Below are 21,979 nucleotides of genomic sequence, written 5' to 3' on the forward strand. Positions count from 1 at the left end.
ACGTGGAAGCGTAGCTTCAGGAAAGTGGAATGTTGCGGCTATCGCTGACCGTAGTAGAGACCGACAACATGTTCCGCCTCGGCAAAGAACAGCCAGCGCGCGGCAAAGGCCCCCATCAGGTGGATGGCGGCGATCACCGCCAGAACGAAGGGATGCGGCGGCATGAACAAAAGCATCAGCCCGGGCAGGATTGCCGCCAGCGTGACGGCAATCCGGCGCAGGGTCGCAGCATGCTTGCGCCCGACCACATGGATCATTTCCTTCATCAGGTAGTTCGGTCCGGTATGGGGCTGGGCGAGAACCCGGACCTTGCCGACGGACCCGAGCCCCGTGGCCGACCCCATCGAAGCGCCGACCTCGCCAAACCGCTGGTCACCCAGCTTGAAGGCCGCGATCATCAGGACAGCGAGAAGGGCACAGAGGACAGCGGCCATCAGCGCCTGCCCCGTCATGATCGCCCCACCGGTCGCGGCGAAGGCGAGGAACAGCGCAGGCGTCGCCCAGAAGTTCCAGCGCGGCACGGTCTTGAGCTGCGTGTAGATCATCGAGGTGGCGATGACCGTGGCAAGGCAGAAGGCCGCGCCGACAAGACCGAAGAATGGCGGCAGGCCGCCGCCGAATATCGCGGCCAGCGCGACGGGGGCGAGCAGAAGGAGTGCCGCGACCGCCGCCCAGCCCTCGCGGCTCAGCCAGCTTGTCCGCCACTGGGTGAAGGCGCGCCATGCCCGCTGGGGATTACCAAGGTGGAAGGTGGAGGCCAGAAGCCCGATCACGGCAAGGCCGTAGCCCAGCCCCCAGATCAGGAAGGCCTGCACCCCGTAGACCGGCAGGAGCCCGAGGGCGAGGAAGGCCAGAAGCCCGAAACCAGCGCCTGAAAGCGTCGTGAAGACAATGACCGAAGGTGCCGGATGCATTAGATTTTCTCCAGTATTCTGTCGAGCCATCCGGCAAAGCCGGTGGTCTTCACGTCAAGCAGCGGCGCGAGGATATCGACCTGCTGTTCGGGTCCCTTGGGGCGCGGCGGCAGGTATTTGTTGACCGGTTTCGTGTCCATCTCGGGCATGAGGTCATAGCCGCCACGCTCGGCGACCAGCTTGCTCACGTCGCTGTCAGGATCGCCGAGATCACCGAAATGCCGCGCGCCTGCCGGACAGGTGCGGACGCAGGCGGGCTGGCGGTCCTCTTCGGGCAGGTTCTCATTGTAGATCCGGTCGACGCAGAGCGTGCATTTCTTCATCACCCCCGCCGCCTGATCGAGTTCGCGCGCACCGTAGGGACAGGCCCAGGCGCAAAGGCCGCAGCCGATGCAGGCATCTTCGTTGACCAGAACGATCCCGTCCTCGGCGCGTTTGTAGCTGGCGCCGGTCGGACAGACGGTCACACAGGGCGCGTTTTCGCAATGGAGGCAGGAGCGCGGGAAGTTGATGACCTGCGCCGGGCCCTGGTCGGGCTGTACCTCATAGCTGTGCACCCGGTTGAGGAACGTGCCGGAAGGCTCTGATCCGTAAGCGTTCTGGTCCGATAGAGGCACGCCATAGCCCTGATCGTTCCAGCCCTTGCAGGCGGTCACGCAGGCATGGCAGCCGACGCAGGTGTCAAGATCGATGACAAGGCCGAGCTTCTTGGCGGAGGGGGGCGGAAGGGCGGTCATGGGCGGTTCCTCTTTGCGGAGGGAACGGGCGACGGGATGGAGGGGAAGGCCGGTTGCGATTCCTCCGGCGGGCCGGCCTTTTCGATCCTGACGCGCAGGTCGAACCATGCGGCCTGTCCGGTGATCGGGTCGGAGTTTGACCAGCGCATCCCGTCACCCTTTTCCGGCAGAAGTTCGTGGATCAGGTGATTGAGAAGAAAGCCCTTTGTCGCCTCCGGCGCATCCGGGTCCAATGCCCAGGCACCCTTCCGCTTGCCAATCGCGTTCCAGGTCCAGATCGTATTTTCGTTCAAGGCGGCCATATGGGCCACCGGAACGGTGATTTCCCCGGAAGGCGAGGTCACGCGGGCCCAGTCGCCGTCCTGAAAACCGTTCGCTTCCCAGATCTTGGTCGGCACGTAGAGCGGGTTATGCCCGTGGATCTGCCGTAGCCATGCATTCTGCGAGCCCCAGCTGTGGTACATCGCCATCGGCCGCTGGGTCAGGGCATGGACCGGATAGTCCGCCCCGGCACTGTCGCCGAAAGGCTCATACCAGATCGGCAACGGGTCCATCGTGGTCCGGACCCTTTCGCGCAGATGCTCGGGCGGCTGACGCTCACCGTGGCCTTCGGCGGCAAGGCGGAAGCGCTGCATCGGTTCCGAGTAGATCGAGAAGAGATAGGGCTGCGGCTTGTCATAAAGGCCAAGCTCCACCGCCCAGTCCTGATAGGCCATGTTCCACGGTTTGAAGAACTGCGCCTCGTCGGGGATATGGGCGATGGCGAAGCCGCCATTGTCGATATAGCGCTGCAACTGGTCCGGGTTCGGCGCGCCACGCCCGGTTTGATCGCCATTTCCGCGCCAGCCCATAAGAGGACCGACACCGGGGCGGCGTTCGTGGTTGACCATGTAATCCGCGTAATCGCGGTACTTGGCCTTGCCTTCTTCATCCACAAAGCCGGGCAGTTTCAATCGGTTACCCAGTTCCACCAGCACCGACTGGAAACCGCGCACCTCACGGTCAGGCTCGATCACCGGCCAGCGGATCGCATCCGCCGCCGCCTCTGCCTCGCAGATCGGGCGATCAAGCAGAGAGATGCAGTCGTGCCGTTCCAGATAGGTCGTGTCGGGCAGGATCAGGTCGGCATAGGCCACCATTTCGGAGGCATAGGCATCGGAATAGATGATGCGCGGGATCTTGTAGTCGCCATCTGCATCCTTGTCGGTCAGCATCTCCATCACCGCACGGGTGTTCATGGAGGAGTTCCACGACATGTTCGCCATGTAGAGCAGCATCGTGTCGATCTTGTAGGGATCGCCCGCATGCGCGTTGGGGATGACCATATGCATGAGGCCATGGGCACTCATCGGGTTTTCCCAAGTGAAGGCCTTGTCGATGCGTGCCGGGCTGCCGTCGGGGTTCAGCGCAAGGTCGTCCGGCCCGTGGACAAAGCCCAGATGCGGGCCGTTCAGCGGCGTGCCGGGATTGAAGCCGCAATGCGGTTTCGGATGCGCCTCGGGCGGTTTGGGATAGGGCGGCTTGAAGCGGAAACCGCCGGGGGTTTCGACCGAGCCGATGAGGATCTGCAGAAGGTGCAGCGCGCGGCAGGTCTGGAAACCGTTCGAATGGGCCGAGACGCCACGCATGGAGTGAAAGGCCACGGGACGGCCGACCATCTGGCTGTGGGTGTCGCCCCGGAAATCGGTCCATTCCTGATCGAGGACGACGGGTTCATCGAAAGCCGCCCTGGCGATTTCGGCCGCGAGACCCTTGATGCGGGCGGCGGGGATGCCGGTGCGCTCGGCCACCGCCTCGGGCGCGTATTCGTCGGAAAGGTAGCGCTCGGCGAGGTGCTGAAAGACGGTGCGGGCGCCCTTATGGGTCGCGCCAAGGTCGGGCTGCACACCCTTCTTGTCAAAGGGCGCGGGCTTGCCGGTTTTCTTGTCGATGACGAGGAGCTTGCCGTCCTTGTCGCGCAGCAGCAGGCCCCTGCCCGGCCCCTCGGCCTCATCCACCAGACAGGGCGCGTTGGTGAAGCGGGCGAGATAGTCTAGGTCGATCTTGCCGGCCTTCAGAAGCTCATGGATCAGCGACAGGATCAGCAAACCGTCGGTGCCGGGCGTGATGCCGTACCAGTCGTCCGCAACGCCATTATAGCCGGTGCGTATCGGGTTGACGCCGATCACGCGTGAGCCCCGCGCCTTCAGCTTGCCGATACCGATCTTGATGGGGTTGGAATCGTGGTCCTCGGCCACGCCGAAAAGGATGAAAAGCTTCGCCCGGTCCCAGTCCGGCTGGCCGAATTCCCAGAACGCCCCGCCCATCGTGTAGATGCCGCCGGCGGCCATATTGACCGAGCAGAACCCGCCATGGGCCGCATAGTTTGGGGTGCCGAAACCCTGCGCCCAGAAGCTGGTGAAGCTCTGCGACTGGTCACGGCCGGTGAAGAAGGCGAGTTTTTCAGGCGCGGTTTCGCGCAGCGGCTTCAGCCACGAAACGGCCGTCTGAAGGGCTTCCTCCCAGGAAATCTCCTCGAAGGCCCCCGATCCCCGGGGGCCTACTCGTCGTAAGGGCGCGCGCAGCCGCGAGGGGGCCGTGACCTGCATGATGCCCGACGACCCTTTGGCGCAGAGGACGCCCTTGTTCACCGGATGGTCGCGGTTGCCTTCAATATATGAAATCTTGCCCGACTTCAGATGCACATTGATGCCGCAGCGGCAGGCGCACATGTAGCAGGTCGTCTTCCTCACCTCGTCCGAGATTTTGGGAGAAGTGTCCAGTTTCGGCTGCTGATAGGTCATGTGCGTTCCCCGCTCCCCTGCGCCGGCAGGAGTTTGTTCATCTTCTCTTTACACGGCAACCCGTTGAACCCGAATTGCATTTTTTCGAACTAAACGTTCGCTTTCGTCATGTTGGCCTGCAACGCAGTGACGGCGATCATCAATTCGACATCGGCAGCCGTGCAGCCGCGCGAGAGGTCGTTGGCCGGTTTTGCGAGCCCTTGCAGCACCGGGCCGATGGCCATGGCGCCGCCGATCCGCTGGGCGATCTTGTAGCCGATATTGCCTGCGTCGAGGTCCGGGAAGACGAAGACATTGGCGCGACCTTCCACGGGCGAGCCCTTTGCCTTGGTGGCGGCGACCGAGGGCACGAAGGCCGCGTCGAACTGCAACTCACCGTCGAGGATCAGGCCGGGATGGGCGGCGCGGGCCAGGTCCGTCGCTTCCTGCATCTTCGACACCGCCGGATGGGCGGCGCTGCCCTTGGTGGAGAAGGAAAGCATCGCAACGTGCGGGTCTGCGCCCGTCAGGGTGGTCAGCGAGCGGGCGGATTGTCCGGCGATGGTCGCGAGTTCTTCGGAGCTCGGGTCGATGACCAGCCCGCAATCGGAAAAGACCACGGCCCCTTTGATCGCGTGGTGCGGCGCTTCCATGATCATCAGGAAGAAGGACGAAACCAGCGCCTCGCCCTTCGCCTTGCCGATGCACTGGATCGCTGCGCGGACAGTGTCGGCGGTGGTGTGAACCGCCCCACCGACGGTGCCGTCGGCCAGCCCCTCGCGGACCAGCATCGCGGCATAGGTCAGGGGGTCGCGCAGGGCTCCGGCCGCGCGTTCCGCGGTCATCCCCTTGTGCTTGCGCAGGTCGTGATAGGCCGCGGCAAGGCTCGTGTAATGCGGTGACGTGGTAGGGTCGTGAATGGCGAGCCCCTCGGCCTCCGCCCCGCCCTGCCGGGTCAGTTCGGCTGAGACAGTGGCATGATCCCCGACAAGGATGATCCGCGCCAGCCCGCGCGCCCGTGCGGCCAGAGCGGCCCCGACGATGCGCGGATCTTCGCCCTCGCTCATTGCGATGCAGGTATCGGCCCGGGTTGCGGCCGTAAAGATACGGTCCTGAACGCTCATGAGCTCCTCCTCTTCACACGAACGACCGGGCCAGCCCCAGAACGGACAGAGCGATCAGAAGCATGATCGCCACGCGGCGGAAGCTTTGCGGAGTGGCGGACAGGAACCGGCGCCCGCCCAGCCAGATACCCGCGACCAGAAGCGGCGCGGCGAATGCCAGCGTCACGAACGTGTCATGCGTCACCATCCCGTTCGCCCACATCAGTGGCAGCGCCACCATGTCGATTGCGGTCAGATAGGCAACCATGGTTGCGCGAAAGATCGCCGCCGGAATGGGCTGCGCCGCCATGAAGGCCGCGACCGGCAGGCCGCCCACCGCCGCCCCATTGGCAAAGCCCGAAACCAGACCGACGCCCGCGTGACCGACGAGCCCGATCTTGCGGTGAAGCGTCCAGCCCGTCAGCAGGATCAGCGCCATGACGAGGATCAACAACGAAATCGCGATCCGCGCCCGGTCCTCACCCACCCGCGCCAGAAGCGCGACGGAAATTGGCATGACCACAGCTGCGCCCGCCAGCATCGACAGGACCCGTTTCCATTCGATCTTTCCCGCCACGCCCCGCGCCTGCAAGAGCGTCATGGCGATCTCGGCGATCACCACGACCGGCACGAGAAAGACCGGGTTGGTCGCAAGGCCCGCTGCGGCGACGACAAGGGCCGAAAAGCCAAAGCCGGAATACCCCCGGACAAAGGCCGCCGCGAAGAAGGCGAAGGCAAGCCACAGGCCCGCCCCCGCCCCCAGATCGAAGGGAAGCGTCATCACGCTCCTTTTTGCGGACGCATGTCAGCCTTGTTGATGCCCGCCACCGCGACCGGCTTCTTCATGGCGTCACGACGGAAGGGCTCTCCCAGTTCCTGGTTGATCATGGCTTCGATCAGCGTGGTCTTGCCATGCTTCATCTGGTCCTCGATCGCCTTCGCGAGCGCGTCGGTCAGTTCCTGCTGCGTGCGGGCGACCACGCCCTGCAACCCGCAAGCCTTGGCGATGCCGGCATAGGAGACCTGAGTGTCAAGCTCGGTGCCCACGAAGTTGTCGTCGAACCACAGGGTGGAGTTCCGCTTCTCCGCACCCCACTGGTAGTTGCGGAAGACGATCTGGGTCACTGCGGGCCATTCCTCGCGCCCGATAGCGGTCAGTTCGGTGACCGCGATGCCGAAGGCACCGTCACCCGAGAAACCGACGACCGGCACCTCCGGGCAGCCGATCTTGGCGCCGACGACCGAAGGCAGTCCGTAACCACAGGGGCCGAAAAGGCCGGGGGCGAGGTACTTGCGGCCCTCTTCGAAGGAAGGATAGGCGTTGCCGATGGCACAGTTGTTGCCGATGTCCGACGAGATGATCGCGTTCTTCGGCAGCGCCGCCTGAATGGCGCGCCATGCTTTGCGGGGGCTCAGCCAGTCGGGCTTCGCGGCACGGGCGCGTTCGTTCCAGGTGGTGCCGGGATCGTCCTGCTCGTGATCCATCGAGGTCAGTTCCTGCGCCCAGGCCGACTTGGTCTTGGCGATCAGCGCCTTGCGGTCATCGCGGCCCGCATCGCCGGCGCTGTCGGCCAGCTTGTCGAGGATCGAGGTTGCGACCTTCTTGGCGTCGCCGATGATGCCGACAGTGACTTTCTTCGTCAGGCCGATCCGGTCGGGGTTGATATCGACCTGGATGATGGCCGCATCCTTGGGCCAGTAGTCGATGCCGTAACCCGGCAGGGTCGAGAACGGGTTGAGACGGGTGCCGAGCGCCAGAACCACATCGGCCTTGGCAATCAGCTCCATCCCCGCCTTGGAGCCATTATAGCCCAGCGGACCGGCGAACAGGGGATGCGAACCGGGGAAGGCATCGTTGTGCTGGTAGCCGACGCAGACCGGTGCGGTCAGGCGCTCGGCCAGTTTCATCGACGCGCCGATAGCGCCACCGAGGACCACGCCCGCACCGTTCAGAATGACCGGGAACTTGGCGTTCGACAGCAGTTCGGCCGCTTTTGCCAGCGCCTCTTCGCCACCGGCGGGACGTTCGAATTCGACAATCTGCGGCAGCTCGATATCGATCACCTGGGTGAAGAAATCGCGCGGCACGTTGATCTGGGCCGGGGCCGAGGCGCGCTTGGCATTCAGGATCACGCGGTTCAGAACTTCAGCCATGCGGCTGGGGTCGCGGACCTCTTCCTGATACGCGACGCAGTCGGCGAACATGCGCATCTGTTCCATTTCCTGGAACCCGCCCTGCCCCATCGTCTTGTTGGCGGCCTGTGGTGTGACCAGAAGAAGCGGGGTGTGGTTCCAGTAGGCGGTCTTTACGGCGGTGACGAAGTTGGTGATGCCGGGGCCGTTCTGGGCGATCATCATCGACATCTTGCCGGTGGCGCGGGTGTAGCCGTCGGCCATCATCCCGCCCGAGCCCTCATGGGCGCAGTCCCAGAAGGTGATGCCCGCTTCGCCGAAAATGTCCGAGATCGGCATCATCGCCGAACCGATAATGCCGAAGGCATGTTCGATCCCGTGCATCTGCAGGACTTTTACAAAGGCTTCCTCGGTGGTCATCTTCATGGCGGGTCTCCCTCGGGAACAGGCTGTTGCAGGGGATATCCCCCTTTTCATGATGTACTTACGCCGGGAAATGCGCCGCCCTGTAGGGCCAGTCGCAACACCTAGTTAGGTCCAGATTGACGTTGCGCTTCGGCGATCAGGCCGATCCCGTCCGGAATGCGGGTCTGGGCGATCGAGGAATAGGCGATCCGATAGTAGTTGCGGGGCGCCGTGCCCGGGGCAAAGAAGATACGTCCCGGCTCGATCAGCACGCCCTTTGGACGCAGCCGCGCCGCCAGGAGGTCGGTATCAATATGGTCGGGCGCCCGCATCCAGAAACTCGACCCGCCAAAGGCGCCCTGCCCGGCGATTTCCAGCCCATTCAGGCGGATCGCTTCGTCCATCGTTGTGCGGCGGCGCTTATAGGCCTGATTGAGCCGGTTGATCAGCGCGTCGTAGTGGCCAAGCGACAGAAAATAGGCGACCGTGCGCTGGATATGGCCCGGCGCATGGCGCAGCATCGCAGCCCTCAGCGCGCGCGCCTCGCGGATGAAGGCCTCGGACGCCACGACATATCCCAGCCGCAGTCCCGGAAAGAGCGATTTGGAGAAGGAGCCGACATAGATCACCCGCCCTTCCCGGTCGAGTGATTTGAGCGCAGGCGCGGCGGGCTTCAGGAACGACATCTCGAATTCGTAGTCATCCTCGACGATGACGAAATCCTCCCGTTCGGCCCGTTCCAGAAGCGCAGTGCGGCGATCGACGGGCATGGTGGCATTGGTCGGGCATTGATGGCTCGGCGTCGTGAAAAACACCTCTGTCCCCTCAGGAACCGCATCGGGCGAAGCACCGTGACTATCCACGTCCACGGGTCGCACCTGTATTCCCAACTGCCCAAGGATAGCCCTAAGTCCCGGGTAGCAGGGATTTTCTACTGCGGCCATGCCGTCCGGTTTCAGCAATATCTGGGCCGCGAGCCAAAGCGCGTTCTGCGCCCCCATCGTCAGCAATATCTCTTCAGGCCGGGCACTGATCCCGCGGCGTGGCAGGATCGATCGGATGATGTATTCGATCAGCATCGGATCATCGCGTTCGTAAAAATCGGCCGTCAGAACCTCGAAATCCCGCTTACCGAGGGCGCGGAGCGCGCATTGCCGCCAGTTCTGATGGTCAAAGAGCGTCGCATCCGCCTGCCCGTAGATGAACGGATAGGGATAGGATTGCCAGTCCTGCGGCTTCGCGATCAGCTCGTGGCGGGAAAACCGGCGGCCGATGATGCGCTCCCAGTCAACGGAATCGCCATGCGGCCGTTCCGACGGGGTAAAGGCCGGATGGATCGGCGCGGTATCGGACACGAAATAGCCCGACCGCCCGCGCGAGGTGAGATAATCGCCGGACACAAGCTCGGTATAGGCCAGCGTCACGGTGATCCGGCTGACCCCCAGATGCCGGGCAAGCCCGCGGCTCGACGGCATCTTCTCGCCCGGACGGAAGCGGCCGCGCAGAATGCCGTCGGCCACCATCTGCTGGATCTGCTGCTGCAGCGTCCCGTTGGAACCCGGAGCAAGGAAGAAGGATTCGGCGGGGATCGACATGTCTGGCCTTATCAGGGGTCGAGTCTGGACTTATTGGCAGCATGCCCTTTCTGCCGACATCGTCAAGCTTCGGGTGAGTTGGGTGACGGTGATTGCATTCAGACCAATCCAGCGCCGTCGCAAAACGGCCAATCGGTCACCTTTTTGTTGCCATGCCTCTCGGCGACGACTGACCGGACTGCTTTCGACAGGAATGAAACATTGTGTCTGATGCTACCAACACGTTGATTGTAAACGAAACCCGCTCCCGACCCGTAGCAGGGCAAGCTGTTGGTGTTCTGATCTCAATTGCGATGCCGATCCTTCTGCTGGCGGCGCTCTGGGGTCATCAGATCAATGTCGACACGGCCTGGTATCTGGTCGCCACACGGGATTGGCTGGATGGTGCACGCCTCTATGTCGATCTCTTTGAGATAAATCCACCGCTGAATTTCTATCTCACCGTTCCACCCATCCTGTTGTCCGACCTGATCGGCATCAGCGCCCCGAACGCACAATATGTCGTTTTGTGCCTTGCGATCTTTCTCAGCCTGCTGGGCTGCCAGCAGATGATCCCTTCAGCGCCGGAGATGCCCGAGTCTCGTCGCAACTTCTTTCTGTTCGGGTTGGGAATTGCGCTGATCGCGCCAGCCATGAACGATGTCGGCCAACGCGAGCATGTGATGGTCATCCTGACCGCACCCTGGCTTGTATCCTTGCTTCCGCGTCACCGACCACTACCGCTTGGCAACCGGCTCCTGCTGGCCGCAATTGCCGCGCTGGGAATCTGTCTGAAACCATATTTCGTACTGATCCCGGCAGCCGTCACGTTGTGGCTGGTTGTCTCGTCACGATCGCTGCGCCCGATCCTGTCGGCCGGGAATCTGGTCATGCTGTCGGTCGGGGTCAGCTATCTTGCAGCCGTCTACATTCTTCATCCGGAGTACTACCAGGACGTGATCCCCCTTGCGCGGGACGTCTACGGTGCGATTGGCTTTCTTGACGATCGCGTCTTTGGATACTTCGCGATCATTACATCTCCCTTCATCCTCTTTTCCATTGTTCTGCTGCTTGGCCGGAGCATCCCGGAAGGCACCGGCCTGTTCGCTTCGGCTGTCTTGGCTGGCGTCGGGTTGTATTTCACCCAGTGGAAGGGCTTCAACTACCACACAGTCCCACTCGAAGCCTTCGCGCTGGCCGCATGCTTCTGGGTCCTGTCACGCTCACACCGCGTAACCGCAATAGCGGCAACGGTAACAATCGGCATTCTGGGTTCAGGCTTTTGGGATTATTATCAAGGCATGTACCGGAACCCCGCGATGGGTTTCCCCCAGCGGGTCGTCAACGCCGGACTGCAACCACAGAGCGTCACAAGCCTGTCGACCCACGTCTTTTCCGGCCCACCGATTGCGCTCGACCTGGGTGCGGATTGGGGCAGCCGCTATGCCCACCTGTGGCCGATCCCCGGCGCTCTCAATGCGCTGTCCGACATGGACTGCAGCACCAATCCCGAAAGATGCGCCCAGTACCATGCGGTGCTTGATCACACTCGGCAAAGTGTCATCGCCGATCTCAAGGTGACCCGGCCTGACATGCTGATCCTCGACAGGGACAACCCATACATCACCGATACCGACTTTACCTGGGACGATTTCATGCGGAACGACCCAGCCTGGCAGACAGTCATGGATGACTACCGGTTGGCGATGATCGACAGCACCTACGATGTCTGGATACGCTGTACGCAGCCGACTGCCGCCTATGCCAAAAAATGTGGGGCACTGAGCAATGAAAGCCTGCCCCAACCACAGTGAAACGCGCAGCAGCCGTTACTCGGTCAGGGTCCAGAGCGTATTGACCAAAAAAAAAGAGCCGGGGAAGCCACATCTGGCATCCCCGGCTATCTTTAAATCTGATGAGCGTTACGGCCCGACCAGTCGGCGCCCATACGGAACTCTCAGCTGAAGACCTTGGTCAGCGCCTTGTCGATCGCGCCGGTGATCTGGTCGATATCGTCGGCGGTCGCGATCAGCGCCGGTGACAGGCACAGCGTGTTGTTGAAGCCCGGCAGCGAACGGTTGGTCGCGCCGATGATCACGCCCTGCGCGCCGCATTCGGCGACGACGGCCTGCACCTTCTTCTCTTCGACCGGCTCCTTGGTCTGACGGTCGGCCACCAGTTCGGCGCCACAGAACAGGCCCTTGCCGCGCACATCGCCGATCACCCGGTGTTTTTCCATCAGCGCGCGGAGATTGTTCATCGTCCGCTCGCCCATCTTCACCGTGTTTTCCAGCAGGCCCTCATCCTCGATGATCCGCATGTTCTCGATCGCCGCCGCCGGACCGGCCGTGCAGCCACCAAAGGTGGAGATGTCGCGGAAATAGTTCATCGGGTCGGACGAGTCGTCCTTGAACATGTTGAAGACCTCTTCGGTCGTCACCATGCAGGCGATGGCGGCATAGCCCGAGGCGACGCCCTTGGCCATCGTCACGAAGTCCGGCTTGATGCCGTAGTGCTGATAGCCGAACCAGGTGCCGGTGCGGCCGACGCCGCAGACGACTTCGTCGATATGCAGAAGGATGTCGTACTTCTTGCAGATCTCCTGCACGCGCTCCCAGTAACCCTGCGGCGGGGTGATGACGCCGCCACCGGCGGTCACCGGCTCAAGGCAGAGCGCGCCGACCGTATCGGCGCCTTCGCGCAGGATCACTTCCTCGATCGCGTCGGCGGCGCGTTCGCCGTAATTCTCCACATCCCACTGCTTGCGGTATTCCAGGCAATGCGGAACCTTGACGAAGCCCGGCACGAAGGGGCCGTACTGCGCGTTCCGCTCGTCCTGCCCGCCCGCGGACATCGTCGCGATGGTCGCGCCGTGATAGTCGCGGTCGCGGTAGAGGATCTTGTGCTTCTTGCCACCGTACCGCTTGTGGGCGATCTGGCGGATCATCTTGAAGGCCTTCTCGTTGGCCTCCGATCCGGAGTTGGTGTAGTAGACCCGGCTCATGCCCGGCATCTTCTCGATCAGCTTCTTGGCGAAGAGTGAACCGGGGATCGAACCGGCCGAGTTGGCGAAATAATTCACCTTGATCAGCTGGTCATAGACCGCCTTGGCGATGGATTCGCGGCCATAGCCCACATTCACCGTCCAGACGCCGCCGGACACCGCGTCGAGCAATTCAGTGCCCTTGGCATCCCAGACACGCATACCCTTGCCTTCGATGATGACCCGGGGATCCGAGGTTTCGAACGGCTTGTGCTGAATCAGGTGATGCCAGAGATGGGCGCGGTCAGCCTCGACCACCTCGGAAATATCGTTTGAATAGACGGAGTTGTTCATCTTCTTCACCTTAATTGACGTCTGCCGCTCCGCTCGCACATGCTCATTGCCGAACATCGCCGTGGCTCGCGGTCTTACATCGAAATCATCATGAAACCGCCGACACCCGTAGGGCCAGAGCGGCCGCTCATCTATAGCCAGTTCTGAGTCGAGATTTCACTTTCCGAAATATATGCTTCCCGGTCGTGGAAGCCGATAGGCACCGCTTGCCTGCGACCGTCCTGCGGCGCCGAATACCGGAGCATATAAGACGCCAAACGAAGTGGCGGCATCGCGTGGACGCCGCAGATTCTGGACATATGAAACACACCGATTCTGGCCCTATGCCAAAACACAGCAAACTCGCATCGTAGTAGAGATCACGGTGCAGTCAGAACCAAATCGGATCACATCAGGGAGAGAGACTGAATGAACAACCGGACTTTGAAGACCACAGTCGCCGCCATCGCGCTTGTAACCGCGGGTGGCCAGGCTGCGCATGCGCTCGACGAAATCACCGTTGCCTATTTCCTCGAATGGCCGATGCCGTTCGAATACGCCAAGGTCAAAGGCACCTACGAAGAAGAGATGGGCGTCAAGATCAACTGGCGCAGCTTCGACACCGGCACCGCGATGTCGGCCGCCATGGCCTCGGGCGACGTGCATATCTCGGTCAGCCAGGGCGTGCCGCCCTTCGTCGTCGCGACCTCGGCCGGTCAAGACCTTCAGGCCGTCGACGTAGCCGTGTCCTATGCCGAGAACGACAACTGCGTCGTGCGCACCGATCTTGAGATCGACAAGGACAATGCGGGCGAACTGGCGGGCAAGAAGGTCGCCGTGCCGATCGGCACTGCCGCGCATTACGGCTTCCTCAAGCAGATGGAACATTTCGGCGTCGACACGGCTTCGATGGAAATCGTCGACATGGCGCCGCCCGACGGCGCTGCCGCCTTCGCGCAGGGCTCGCTCGACATGGTCTGCGGCTGGGGCGGCGCGCTGCGCCGGATGAAGGAGCATGGCAACGTCCTGCTGACCGGGGCCGAGAAGGAAGAGCTTGGCATCCTGGTCTTCGACGTGACCTCGGCACCCGCCGCATTCGCCGCGGAAAATGGCGACCTGCTGGCGAAGTTCCTGAAAGTGACAGCCGACGCGAACGCAATGTGGGCCGATGAGGCGAACCATGCCGAAATGCTGCCGGTCATCGCCGCGGATGCCGGCATGGACGAGGCCGCGACGGCCGAGACCATGGCCACCTTCGTCTTCCCGACCGTGGAAGAGCAGCTGAGCGCCAAATGGCTCGGCGGCGGCGCGCAGAGCTTCATGAAGGGCGTAGCCGACGTCTTCGTCGCCGCGGGCTCCATCGACGCGGCGCTCGACAGCTATGACGGTGCGGTGAACACCGACGGGCTGACCGCCGCCTCGGGCATGTAAGGTACCAGTTGAACCGGGTCCGGGCGGCAGCGCCCGGCCCCCACCACTCACGGAAGGGGCTGCGCCCGGCGCAGTCCCGCCGAGTGAACATCGCGCGACGCGATCTTCCCGTCCAAACCTCAAGAAAGTGGCGAAATGGCCGGACTTTCCATACAGAATATCTCGATGCGCTTCGACCTGCCCAACGGCTCGTCGGTGCAGGCATTGAAGAATGTCAGCCTCGATCTGGCGCCGGGAGAGCTTCTGAGCGTCCTTGGCCCGTCGGGCTGTGGCAAGACCACCCTTCTCAATATCGCGGCGGGCTTCCTCGCGCCGACCGAAGGCACATTGACACTGAACGGCCACCCGGTCACCGGGCCCGATGCCGAACGTGGCATGGTGTTCCAGCAGGGTGCTTTGTTCGAATGGATGAACGTGCGTGACAATGTCAGCTTCGGTCCCCGGATGCGCGGCCAGAAAGAGGCAGACTACGGCAAGGAGGTGGACCACCTTCTCGACATCGTCGGGCTCAGGGACTTCAAGGAAAAGGCGATCTATGAACTTTCCGGCGGCATGCAGCAGCGCGTGGCCCTTGCCCGCTGCCTGGCCAACCACCCGGATGTCATCCTGATGGACGAACCCTTGGGCGCGCTCGACGCGCTGACGCGGGAAAAAATGCAAAGCCTTGTCCTCAAGCTCTGGAAAGAGACGGGCAAGACCATCATCCTCATCACCCACTCGGTGGAAGAGGCGTTGCTTCTGGGTGAGCGCCTGCTGGTCATGGCCCCGCGCCCGGGCCGCATCCACAAGGAATACCGCCTGCCCTTCGCCGATCTCGGCGTCGGCAAGGACCTGCGCGAGGTCAAGAAACATCCTGACTTCGCGGTGAAGCGCGAAGAGATCCTCGCGATGATCTGGAACATGGAAGAAGAAATCATGGGACGCACGGAGGCAGCGCAATGACCGGTCTGATCATCCTTGCGGTCTATGTCGCAATCTTCGTGGGCAGTTTCATCGTCACGAAGTTTCTTGTCCATAAAACACGACGCGACTTCACCTCGCTGAAGACCGTAACCTTCGGTGACGAAAGCGCCGTGTCGCCCAACCGGGTCGCCAGCGTCGTCTCGATCCTGACACTGTTCCTGATCTGGGGCTCGTTCACCGGGTCGAAACTCCTGCCCTCGTTCCTGCACGCGCCGGGGCCGACCACAGGAGAAGCGGAACTGACCTATACGCTTGAGGCCGAAGATGGCAGGCGCGACGACGCCACCATCGCAATTCTCATTCACAAGCACGGCGAAGAGGTCACTGAGCCGGCAATCGAGCCCGGCGACGGTTTTGCCAAGAACGACGTCATGACCATGGCGTCCGGACGGACCACGACGATCATCTTTGATAAGAATGATGAGATCACCCGCAAGATGGGCGCAAAGGTTGTGGCCGTCGATGGCAAGCCGATCGCCCCCGGGCAGACCGTCGAAATCGACGCGGGCACTGTGTCCCTATCCGACAAGGGCGCAATCCAGTTCGCGCCACCGCTCGGTCTGCAGATGGACCCGATCTGGCTGCCCGCGCCGGAATCTGTGGTCAGCCGGTTCGTGGAGATCCTGAAATCCGGCTATCGCGGCAGCACGCTCTTGGAGCATCTCGGCTATTCGCTCTTCCGTGTTGTCGTCGGATTTGTCTGCGGCGCGATCGTCGGCATCCCGCTCGGCTATGCGATGGGCCTGTCCAACTGGTTCCGCGGCTGGTTCGACCCGATTGTCGAATTCATGCGTCCGGTGCCACCCTTGGCGCTGATCCCGCTCGTCATCATCTGGGCCGGTATCGGTGAGACGGGCAAGATCATCCTGCTGTTCCTCGCCGCGCTCTGGATCATGGCCATCGCCGCCCGGTCCGGCGTGTCCGGTGTGCGGATTACAAAGATCCACGCCGCCTACTCGCTCGGTGCCACCAAACCGCAGATCATGCGCCATGTCATCGTGCCGAACTCGCTGCCCGACATCTTCACCGGTGCGCGGGTGGCGATGGGGGTCTGCTGGGGCACGGTCGTCGCGGCCGAGCTTGTCGCCGCCGAAAAGGGTGCGGGCATGATGATCATGGTCGCCTCCAAGTTCCAGCTGACCGATATCGTCATCATGGGGATCATCCTGATCGGCCTGATCGGCTTCGGCATCGATATCCTGATGCGCATGGCCGAGAAGTGGCTGGTGCCCTGGAAGGGCCGCGCCTGACGCACAGCTTACAGAACAACGCTCCCACCTGACCCGGCCATAAAGGCCGGGTTTTTTCTTTATTGTTCCCGCGCGGGTTGGGAATTCGGTATCGCATAACTTGGGATTTTAATAAAAACAGAATGTTTCCAGCCTATTAATTGGGCAAATGGGGCAAACCTGCCGTAATCCTTAAGTTGCTGCATCGGGTGCTTTTCTGGCCCGCGGAACCGCCTTTCAGGCCACAATCCCGACGAGTGACAAAAATGGGTGGCGAACCGTCAACGATCGTTTCGACTACGGAACCATTGCCCAGTGCTGACAATCATGGCTGCCCCAAACCAGTCCGGAATCAGGAAAAACCCCGCCTTGGCTGAGCCGCATTCCCGCTCTTTCCTAAGCTCATCCAGTCACGGCCGCGCGTTCAGGCGGTCAGAAAGCGTAACGAGGACCAATGAAAACTGCTTACGAGTCTATGAATTCCGCAACCGAACGCCCGCTGCCGCCCGGCCGGGGCGCTTTGATCCCGGAAAGCCCCCGCCCCTCCCGCCGCATAGCGACCCCTGTCATCTGGACCCTGCCGGGTCTCATTGGCACCGCCCGTGTGGAGACCTCTTTTGGCGCGCTGCCGGTTCAGGCGTTACGCAAGCACGATCCCCTGCGCACCGTTCAGGGCAGCTACGTTCGCGTGTCCTGTGTCGTGGCCAACCATCTAGACGCGGATTTCCTGAGCGCCAATCCGGACGCGCAGCCGATCCGGATCATGGCAGGGTCGCTTGGGCCGAATTGTCCGAAAACCGATCTTCTCGTCTCCCCCGCACAGAAGATCAATGTCAGCCCCGGTCAGTTCCGGCAGGATTTCCGCATGGCGCGCGAACTTCTGGACAAGCCGGGCGTGATGCGGGCGCCGCAGGCCCTGGTGAGCTATTACAGCTTTCAGTGCACGGCCCCGGCGGCGGTTCTGGTGGAAGGCCTCTGCGTCAGCGCCGATGCTTAATCGGCCAGGTCATCCTCCGGCACGCCCCGGAACCCGGTGGCGACGACGAACTTTTCCGAACTGTCGGCACGGCTTGCGGGCGGTTTCACATTCGCGACCTTGGTGAAGGCGCGTTTCAGTAGCGCCTGCAACTCGTTTTCAGCCCCACCCGCCAGAACCTTGGCAACGAAGGTGCCGCCCTCTTCCAGAACGTCGAAGGCGAAATAGGCCGCCGCCTCGCACAAAGCCACGATGCGCAGATGGTCGGTGCCCTTGTGGCCGGATGACGCGGCCGCCATGTCGGACATGACCACATCGGCCCTGCCGCCCAGCCATTCCTTCACCTTCTCATCGGCGTCGTCCGAGAGGAAATCGAGCTGATGGATCTCGGCTCCGGCGATGGGTTCGACCTCCTGCAGGTCGACGCCCAGAACCGTGCCCACCTTCTTGCCGGATTTCTGGCCAAGCGCGTTCACCCGCTCTACCGCCACCTGACACCACCCTCCCGGCGCACAACCCAGGTCCACAACCCGCGCGCCGGGCACGAGGAAGCGGAACTTGTCGTCAAGCTCAAGGATTTTGTAGGCCGCCCTGCCCCGGTAGCCTTCCTTCTTGGCCCGCTGCACATAGGGATCGTTCAACTGGCGTTCGAGCCAGAGGGTCGAGGACAGTTTCCGCCCCTTTGCGGTCTTGACCCGCACCCGAAGGTCGCGCTGCCCGCGTCCTGATGTGTTGCCCGAAGGTGTCTTCGCCATGTCCCCTGCCCGTCGCGGGCCCTCAGTTCTACTTCCCGGTTCAAATACGCACCCAGCGCCGCCAAGGCAATCGCGCGCGGACCGAAGGTTCAGAACGGCCCGTCCTCAAGTACCCCGTCAGCCGACATTTGGGCGTAAAGCAGGCCCTCGCGCAGGCCACGGTCGGCAACCGAAAGGCGGTTGGTCGGCCAGATCCGCATCAGAGCCTGAAGGATCGCAGCCCCCGACATGATCAGCGAATGCCGGTCGCGGCCGATCCTTGGATCGTTGCGCCGCCCTTCGGGCCCCATGTGAAGGTATTCGCGGATCACCTTGTCAATCTGGTCCGATGTCATCCGCAACCCGTCGACCTTGGTCCTGTCATAACGCTTAAGCCCCAGATGACTGGCCGCGACCGTCGTCACCGTGCCCGAGGTGCCGATGATCTGGAACCCCTCGCGCGGCTGGCTGGCATTGTAGGGGGAGAAATCAGCGAGGTTTTCCTCGAAGAACCAGCTCATCAGCGCGAAACGGGCCGCGTCATCCTCCACATCATGGAACTGGTCCTTCAGCGTCGCAACGCCGAGCGGGACCGAAATCCAGTCCACAACCTTGGCAGCCGGGAACGGGCTTTCGGCCGGATGGAAGCCCGCATGAAGCCGCATGATGGCGCGCGGCCGATCATGGCGGGGCACGGCGGAAAGATCGATCCAGACCAGCTCGGTCGAGCCGCCGCCGATATCGACGACCAGCAGCTGCTCGGTCTTTGTCGACACCAAAGGCGCGCAGGACACAACCGCCAGCCGCGCCTCTTCCTCGGGCTGGATGATCTCCAGGGGCAGGCCGGTTTCCTTCTTGACCATGGAAATGAATTCCGCGGCATTCTTGGCCCGACGGCAGGCCTCGGTCGCCACCAGACGCATCCGCTTCACGTCGTGTTGTTCGATCTTGCGGCGGCAGATCTGCATCGCTTGCACTGTGCGCGCCATCGAGCCGCGCGACAGGCGACCGGACGCTTCCAGCCCGTGCCCGAGTTGGACCGATTTCGAAAAACTGTCGATCACATGAAACTGACTGCCCTTCGGCTGGGCAATCAGCATGCGACAACTGTTGGTTCCGAGATCCAGCGCCGCATATAGCTGCGCTGGGTCCGGCCTTGGGGTGCCTGGCGGCTCTACCGATCTCGGGAACGCGCCCGCACCTCCGGGACGCCTGGGCGCCATCTTTGCGCCCTCCGATTTGCTGTTACCTTCAACTTAGACGCAGCCTCGACAGCAATCAAGTTGCCTCAAACTGCCAAATTCATGCATCCGTTCATCGCCACAACCTCAAATGCGTGGCGCTTGGGCAACGTGCACCCATCTCGGACAGGCCGCCTCCATTATTTTCGCTTGAGATGCAGCCACTTGTCTTAGACTTGTCGCAATCTGTCTGCCTGCGGCGATGGCCGGGTGGTCCGAAACATCTGGGCAGGACATAAAAGAAATGGGTGGGGCATGAAAAAGAGCATTCTGGCCGTTATGGCCATCTGCACGGCTACTTGTGGTTGGGCCGGTAGCTTTGACGGTGGCACGGAAGATCAGACCATAACCGAACCGGTCGCCGCATATGACTGGTCTGGCGGTTATGCCGGTCTTGGACTGGGGATAAGCACCGGGTCCGTGGCATGGGAAGCGATCGGTTTCGGCTTCGGCAACGACGCCGATTTTGAAGGGGAGTCATTCTCTCTGCGTGCAGGCTATGATTGGCAGCGCGGCAACTTTGTTTTCGGCGGCCTGATTGAAGGCGGGTTTGGGACGATTACATCGGTCGATGATGTCGATACAGTACTGAATTGCGGATCCGCCGGCGGCTGCACGACTGATATCGAAAACTACTTCTCCATCCGGGCCCGTGTCGGCCGCACGTTTGACCGAACCTTGGTCTTTGCTACGGTGGGCTCTGCTTCAGCCGATGTCACCGCAAGCACGCCGGTTTTCGGTATCCACGGCGAGGACAGTATGAACGGATGGGCTGCCAGCCTTGGCGTCGAACACGCCGTTCGCGACAACATCTCGGTTTCGGCAGAATACGTTCACAACGACCTTGGCAGTCTGCCGATTCCGTTCGCTTGTGGCGCATGCCAAACCGATATCAAATTCGGCTCGCTTCGTATCGGCGCCAACTATCGCTGGTAAACAGTTCATACAGTTCAAATTACGCTACGCCGCCCCCGACCAATCCGGGGGCGGCGTCGTTTTTTGTCCGGGAGGTTTCCACCGGTTTTCGTTGCGGTCAGGTCGACCATGCACCCGGTGGGCACTGGAGTGGTATCCGCAGGACCGCTATCAAAGGCGGCAACGTCGCTCCGGTCCCGCACAATGTCGAAAACCGGCACTGATGTGCGGGTTGCGACGAGTATTGAGGGCGCGAACCGAGAAGGAATCGTCATGGCTGAAGTCACAATCGTCTACTGGCGCGACATCCCGGCCCAGGTCATCGTCGGCAAGGGCCGCCGCGGCACGAAAAAGCCGCTGCCAGAGCGCTTTGAGCAGGCCATCGACCGCGCCGCGATGAAGACGGGTGCGGCCGGAACCGATGACTATCTCGCCGAATGGCGCAAGGCCGAGCCCTTCACTGTTGAGGGCGAGGACGAAGAGGTCGCGAACGCCCAGGTGGCGCGGATCGACGCCGAATACGACAAGGAGCGCATCAAGGCGCTCATCGACAACGATGGCTGGGCGTGACGCCTGATTTTTTGACCGGAGGGTTGCAATGGCACTTCTGAATTTCCGCCGCAAGGAAACCGCGGCACCCTCGGGTGCGAACGCCGCCGTCGAGGCCTTCCTGCAAGGCTACTCGATCGAGGTCATGCCGCGCACCGCTGAGAAGGTCGAGGATTTCCGCGATCTGTTGCCCACCGGCACGCGTGTCTACATCGCCCATATCGACGGGACGCCGATCGAGGACATGGTCGCGACCGCCAAGCGCATCGCCGCCGAGGGCTTCCCGGTTATGCCGCACTTCCCGGCGCGCATCATCAAGGACAAGGCGACGCTCGCCGACTGGATCGCCCGCTATAAGGGTGAGGCCGATGTCAAGCAGGCGCTCCTGCTGGGCGGCGGCATCTCCAAGCCGCACGGCGATTTCCACTGCTCGATGCAGCTGATGGAGACCGGCCTCTTCGACGGCTTCGACCGCCTGCATGTTGCCGGCCACCCGGAAGGTAACAAGGACATCGACCCTGACGGGTCCGACAAGAACGTGATGGACGCGCTGCGCTGGAAGCAGGCCTTCAAGGACCGCACCGACGCCAAGATGGCGATGGCCACCCAGTTCTGCTTCGAGGCGAAACCGGTGATCAAATGGGTCAACTGCCTGCAGGCCGAAGGCATCGACATCCCCGTCCATATCGGCGTCGCGGGCCCCGCGAAACTGCAGACCATGATCAAGTTCGCCATTGCCTGCGGCGTTGGCCCCTCGCTGAAGGTTCTGCAGAAGCGCGCGATGGATGTGACGAAGCTCCTCCTGCCCTATGAGCCGAACGAGTTCATCACCGAACTTGCCGCCCACAAGAAAGCCAATCCGGACTTCGGCATCGAATCCGTGCACTTCTTCCCGCTCGGCGGTATCAAGACGAACGCAACCTGGGCCATTGAAAACGGCGGCGCGTCTGCCGTCCCCGCCGCTCAGGCCTGAAGACATAACAAAGAGACAAGGTGA

At 62.2% G+C, this 21,979-nt stretch carries 18 protein-coding genes; 8 read left to right on the forward strand and 10 right to left on the reverse strand.

The features are described from left to right. Positions 1 to 38 precede the first annotated feature (38 nt). The 7 genes from QKW60_RS06710 to pdxR all read right to left on the reverse strand — a co-directional run bounded on the left by QKW60_RS06710 (position 39) and on the right by pdxR (position 9,649). A complete protein-coding gene (locus QKW60_RS06710) occupies positions 39 to 914 on the reverse strand; it encodes a dimethyl sulfoxide reductase anchor subunit family protein (RefSeq protein ID WP_282367442.1) in 876 nt (291 codons plus the stop codon). Further along, positions 914 to 1,651 carry a 4Fe-4S dicluster domain-containing protein gene (locus QKW60_RS06715; RefSeq protein WP_282367444.1) on the reverse strand — a complete coding sequence of 246 codons (738 nt, stop codon included), beginning with the start codon at positions 1,649 to 1,651 and terminating at the stop codon, positions 914 to 916. Before QKW60_RS06715 ends, QKW60_RS06710 begins: the two co-directional genes overlap by 1 nt. After that, complete coding sequence (locus QKW60_RS06720) at positions 1,648 to 4,434, reverse strand: molybdopterin oxidoreductase family protein (RefSeq protein ID WP_282367446.1); 2,787 nt, start codon at positions 4,432 to 4,434, stop codon at positions 1,648 to 1,650. Before QKW60_RS06720 ends, QKW60_RS06715 begins: the two co-directional genes overlap by 4 nt. An 89-nt stretch (positions 4,435 to 4,523) precedes the next feature. After that, on the reverse strand, positions 4,524 to 5,537 hold the full coding sequence (gene pta, locus QKW60_RS06725) for a phosphate acetyltransferase (protein ID WP_282367448.1): 1,014 nt from the start codon (positions 5,535 to 5,537) through the stop codon (positions 4,524 to 4,526). 13 nt (positions 5,538 to 5,550) lie between these two features. Next, the gene (locus QKW60_RS06730; protein WP_282367449.1) at positions 5,551 to 6,297 is read right to left on the reverse strand and encodes a sulfite exporter TauE/SafE family protein; all 747 of its coding nucleotides are present in this window, start codon (positions 6,295 to 6,297) and stop codon (positions 5,551 to 5,553) included. Next, on the reverse strand, positions 6,297 to 8,075 hold the full coding sequence (gene xsc / locus QKW60_RS06735) for a sulfoacetaldehyde acetyltransferase (RefSeq protein ID WP_282367452.1): 1,779 nt from the start codon (positions 8,073 to 8,075) through the stop codon (positions 6,297 to 6,299). The genes QKW60_RS06730 and xsc overlap by 1 nt, the downstream gene beginning before the upstream one ends. Before the next feature lie 101 nt (positions 8,076 to 8,176). Next, the gene (gene pdxR / locus QKW60_RS06740) at positions 8,177 to 9,649 is read right to left on the reverse strand and encodes a MocR-like pyridoxine biosynthesis transcription factor PdxR (RefSeq protein ID WP_282367454.1); all 1,473 of its coding nucleotides are present in this window, start codon (positions 9,647 to 9,649) and stop codon (positions 8,177 to 8,179) included. A gap of 203 nt (positions 9,650 to 9,852) precedes the next feature. Here pdxR and QKW60_RS06745 point away from each other — a divergent pair, with 203 nt between their 5' ends. Beyond that, the gene (locus QKW60_RS06745) at positions 9,853 to 11,442 is read left to right on the forward strand and encodes a hypothetical protein (protein WP_282367455.1); all 1,590 of its coding nucleotides are present in this window, start codon (positions 9,853 to 9,855) and stop codon (positions 11,440 to 11,442) included. A gap of 143 nt (positions 11,443 to 11,585) precedes the next feature. Here the strand turns inward: QKW60_RS06745 and tpa are convergent, their stop codons facing one another. Next, positions 11,586 to 12,965: a hypotaurine--pyruvate aminotransferase Tpa gene (tpa, locus tag QKW60_RS06750; RefSeq protein ID WP_282367456.1), complete on the reverse strand. Its 1,380-nt coding sequence runs from the start codon at positions 12,963 to 12,965 to the stop codon at positions 11,586 to 11,588. A gap of 408 nt (positions 12,966 to 13,373) precedes the next feature. Here tpa and QKW60_RS06755 point away from each other — a divergent pair, with 408 nt between their 5' ends. The 4 genes from QKW60_RS06755 to QKW60_RS06770 all read left to right on the forward strand — a co-directional run bounded on the left by QKW60_RS06755 (position 13,374) and on the right by QKW60_RS06770 (position 17,564). Then, a complete protein-coding gene (locus QKW60_RS06755; RefSeq protein ID WP_282367457.1) occupies positions 13,374 to 14,375 on the forward strand; it encodes a taurine ABC transporter substrate-binding protein in 1,002 nt (333 codons plus the stop codon). Between the two features lie 135 nt (positions 14,376 to 14,510). Next, positions 14,511 to 15,317: a taurine ABC transporter ATP-binding protein gene (locus tag QKW60_RS06760; protein WP_282367458.1), complete on the forward strand. Its 807-nt coding sequence runs from the start codon at positions 14,511 to 14,513 to the stop codon at positions 15,315 to 15,317. Between the two features lie 5 nt (positions 15,318 to 15,322). Further along, positions 15,323 to 16,588, forward strand: coding sequence for an ABC transporter permease subunit (locus QKW60_RS06765; RefSeq protein ID WP_282367776.1), 1,266 nt, complete (start codon positions 15,323 to 15,325; stop codon positions 16,586 to 16,588). Positions 16,589 to 17,021: 433 nt separating this feature from the next. Next, positions 17,022 to 17,564: a Hint domain-containing protein gene (locus QKW60_RS06770; protein WP_282367460.1), complete on the forward strand. Its 543-nt coding sequence runs from the start codon at positions 17,022 to 17,024 to the stop codon at positions 17,562 to 17,564. Here the strand turns inward: QKW60_RS06770 and QKW60_RS06775 are convergent. Both QKW60_RS06775 and QKW60_RS06780 read right to left on the reverse strand, forming a co-directional pair. Continuing rightward, positions 17,561 to 18,298 carry an RlmE family RNA methyltransferase gene (locus QKW60_RS06775; protein WP_282367464.1) on the reverse strand — a complete coding sequence of 246 codons (738 nt, stop codon included), beginning with the start codon at positions 18,296 to 18,298 and terminating at the stop codon, positions 17,561 to 17,563. The genes QKW60_RS06770 and QKW60_RS06775 overlap by 4 nt on opposite strands. Positions 18,299 to 18,387: 89 nt before the next feature. Further along, positions 18,388 to 19,500: a Ppx/GppA phosphatase family protein gene (locus QKW60_RS06780; RefSeq protein ID WP_282367466.1), complete on the reverse strand. Its 1,113-nt coding sequence runs from the start codon at positions 19,498 to 19,500 to the stop codon at positions 18,388 to 18,390. 273 nt (positions 19,501 to 19,773) lie between these two features. Here QKW60_RS06780 and QKW60_RS06785 point away from each other — a divergent pair, with 273 nt between their 5' ends. The 3 genes from QKW60_RS06785 (at position 19,774) to QKW60_RS06795 (ending at position 21,955) form a co-directional block, all read left to right on the forward strand. After that, on the forward strand, positions 19,774 to 20,454 hold the full coding sequence (locus QKW60_RS06785) for an outer membrane protein (RefSeq protein WP_282367468.1): 681 nt from the start codon (positions 19,774 to 19,776) through the stop codon (positions 20,452 to 20,454). Positions 20,455 to 20,706: 252 nt separating this feature from the next. Then, on the forward strand, positions 20,707 to 21,003 hold the full coding sequence (locus QKW60_RS06790) for a virulence factor (protein ID WP_282367470.1): 297 nt from the start codon (positions 20,707 to 20,709) through the stop codon (positions 21,001 to 21,003). Between the two features lie 28 nt (positions 21,004 to 21,031). Then, the gene (locus QKW60_RS06795) at positions 21,032 to 21,955 is read left to right on the forward strand and encodes a methylenetetrahydrofolate reductase (RefSeq protein WP_282367472.1); all 924 of its coding nucleotides are present in this window, start codon (positions 21,032 to 21,034) and stop codon (positions 21,953 to 21,955) included. The last annotated feature ends 24 nt before the right edge of the window (positions 21,956 to 21,979 follow it).

It is taken from the genome of Albidovulum aestuarii (assembly GCF_029961185.1).
Taxonomy (GTDB): domain Bacteria; phylum Pseudomonadota; class Alphaproteobacteria; order Rhodobacterales; family Rhodobacteraceae; genus Albidovulum; species Albidovulum aestuarii.

Coding starts and splice junctions, on each gene's coding strand:
- QKW60_RS06710 (WP_282367442.1), bottom strand. CDS start 914: ATGCATCCGGCACCTTCGGTCATTGTCTTCACGACGCTTTCAGGCGCT.
- QKW60_RS06715 (WP_282367444.1), bottom strand. CDS start 1,651: ATGACCGCCCTTCCGCCCCCCTCCGCCAAGAAGCTCGGCCTTGTCATC.
- QKW60_RS06720 (WP_282367446.1), bottom strand. CDS start 4,434: ATGACCTATCAGCAGCCGAAACTGGACACTTCTCCCAAAATCTCGGAC.
- pta (WP_282367448.1), bottom strand. CDS start 5,537: ATGAGCGTTCAGGACCGTATCTTTACGGCCGCAACCCGGGCCGATACC.
- QKW60_RS06730 (WP_282367449.1), bottom strand. CDS start 6,297: ATGACGCTTCCCTTCGATCTGGGGGCGGGGGCGGGCCTGTGGCTTGCC.
- xsc (WP_282367452.1), bottom strand. CDS start 8,075: ATGAAGATGACCACCGAGGAAGCCTTTGTAAAAGTCCTGCAGATGCAC.
- pdxR (WP_282367454.1), bottom strand. CDS start 9,649: ATGTCGATCCCCGCCGAATCCTTCTTCCTTGCTCCGGGTTCCAACGGG.
- tpa (WP_282367456.1), bottom strand. CDS start 12,965: ATGAACAACTCCGTCTATTCAAACGATATTTCCGAGGTGGTCGAGGCT.
- QKW60_RS06755 (WP_282367457.1), top strand. CDS start 13,374: ATGAACAACCGGACTTTGAAGACCACAGTCGCCGCCATCGCGCTTGTA.
- QKW60_RS06760 (WP_282367458.1), top strand. CDS start 14,511: ATGGCCGGACTTTCCATACAGAATATCTCGATGCGCTTCGACCTGCCC.
- QKW60_RS06770 (WP_282367460.1), top strand. CDS start 17,022: ATGAAAACTGCTTACGAGTCTATGAATTCCGCAACCGAACGCCCGCTG.
- QKW60_RS06775 (WP_282367464.1), bottom strand. CDS start 18,298: ATGGCGAAGACACCTTCGGGCAACACATCAGGACGCGGGCAGCGCGAC.
- QKW60_RS06780 (WP_282367466.1), bottom strand. CDS start 19,500: ATGGCGCCCAGGCGTCCCGGAGGTGCGGGCGCGTTCCCGAGATCGGTA.
- QKW60_RS06785 (WP_282367468.1), top strand. CDS start 19,774: ATGAAAAAGAGCATTCTGGCCGTTATGGCCATCTGCACGGCTACTTGT.
- QKW60_RS06790 (WP_282367470.1), top strand. CDS start 20,707: ATGGCTGAAGTCACAATCGTCTACTGGCGCGACATCCCGGCCCAGGTC.
- QKW60_RS06795 (WP_282367472.1), top strand. CDS start 21,032: ATGGCACTTCTGAATTTCCGCCGCAAGGAAACCGCGGCACCCTCGGGT.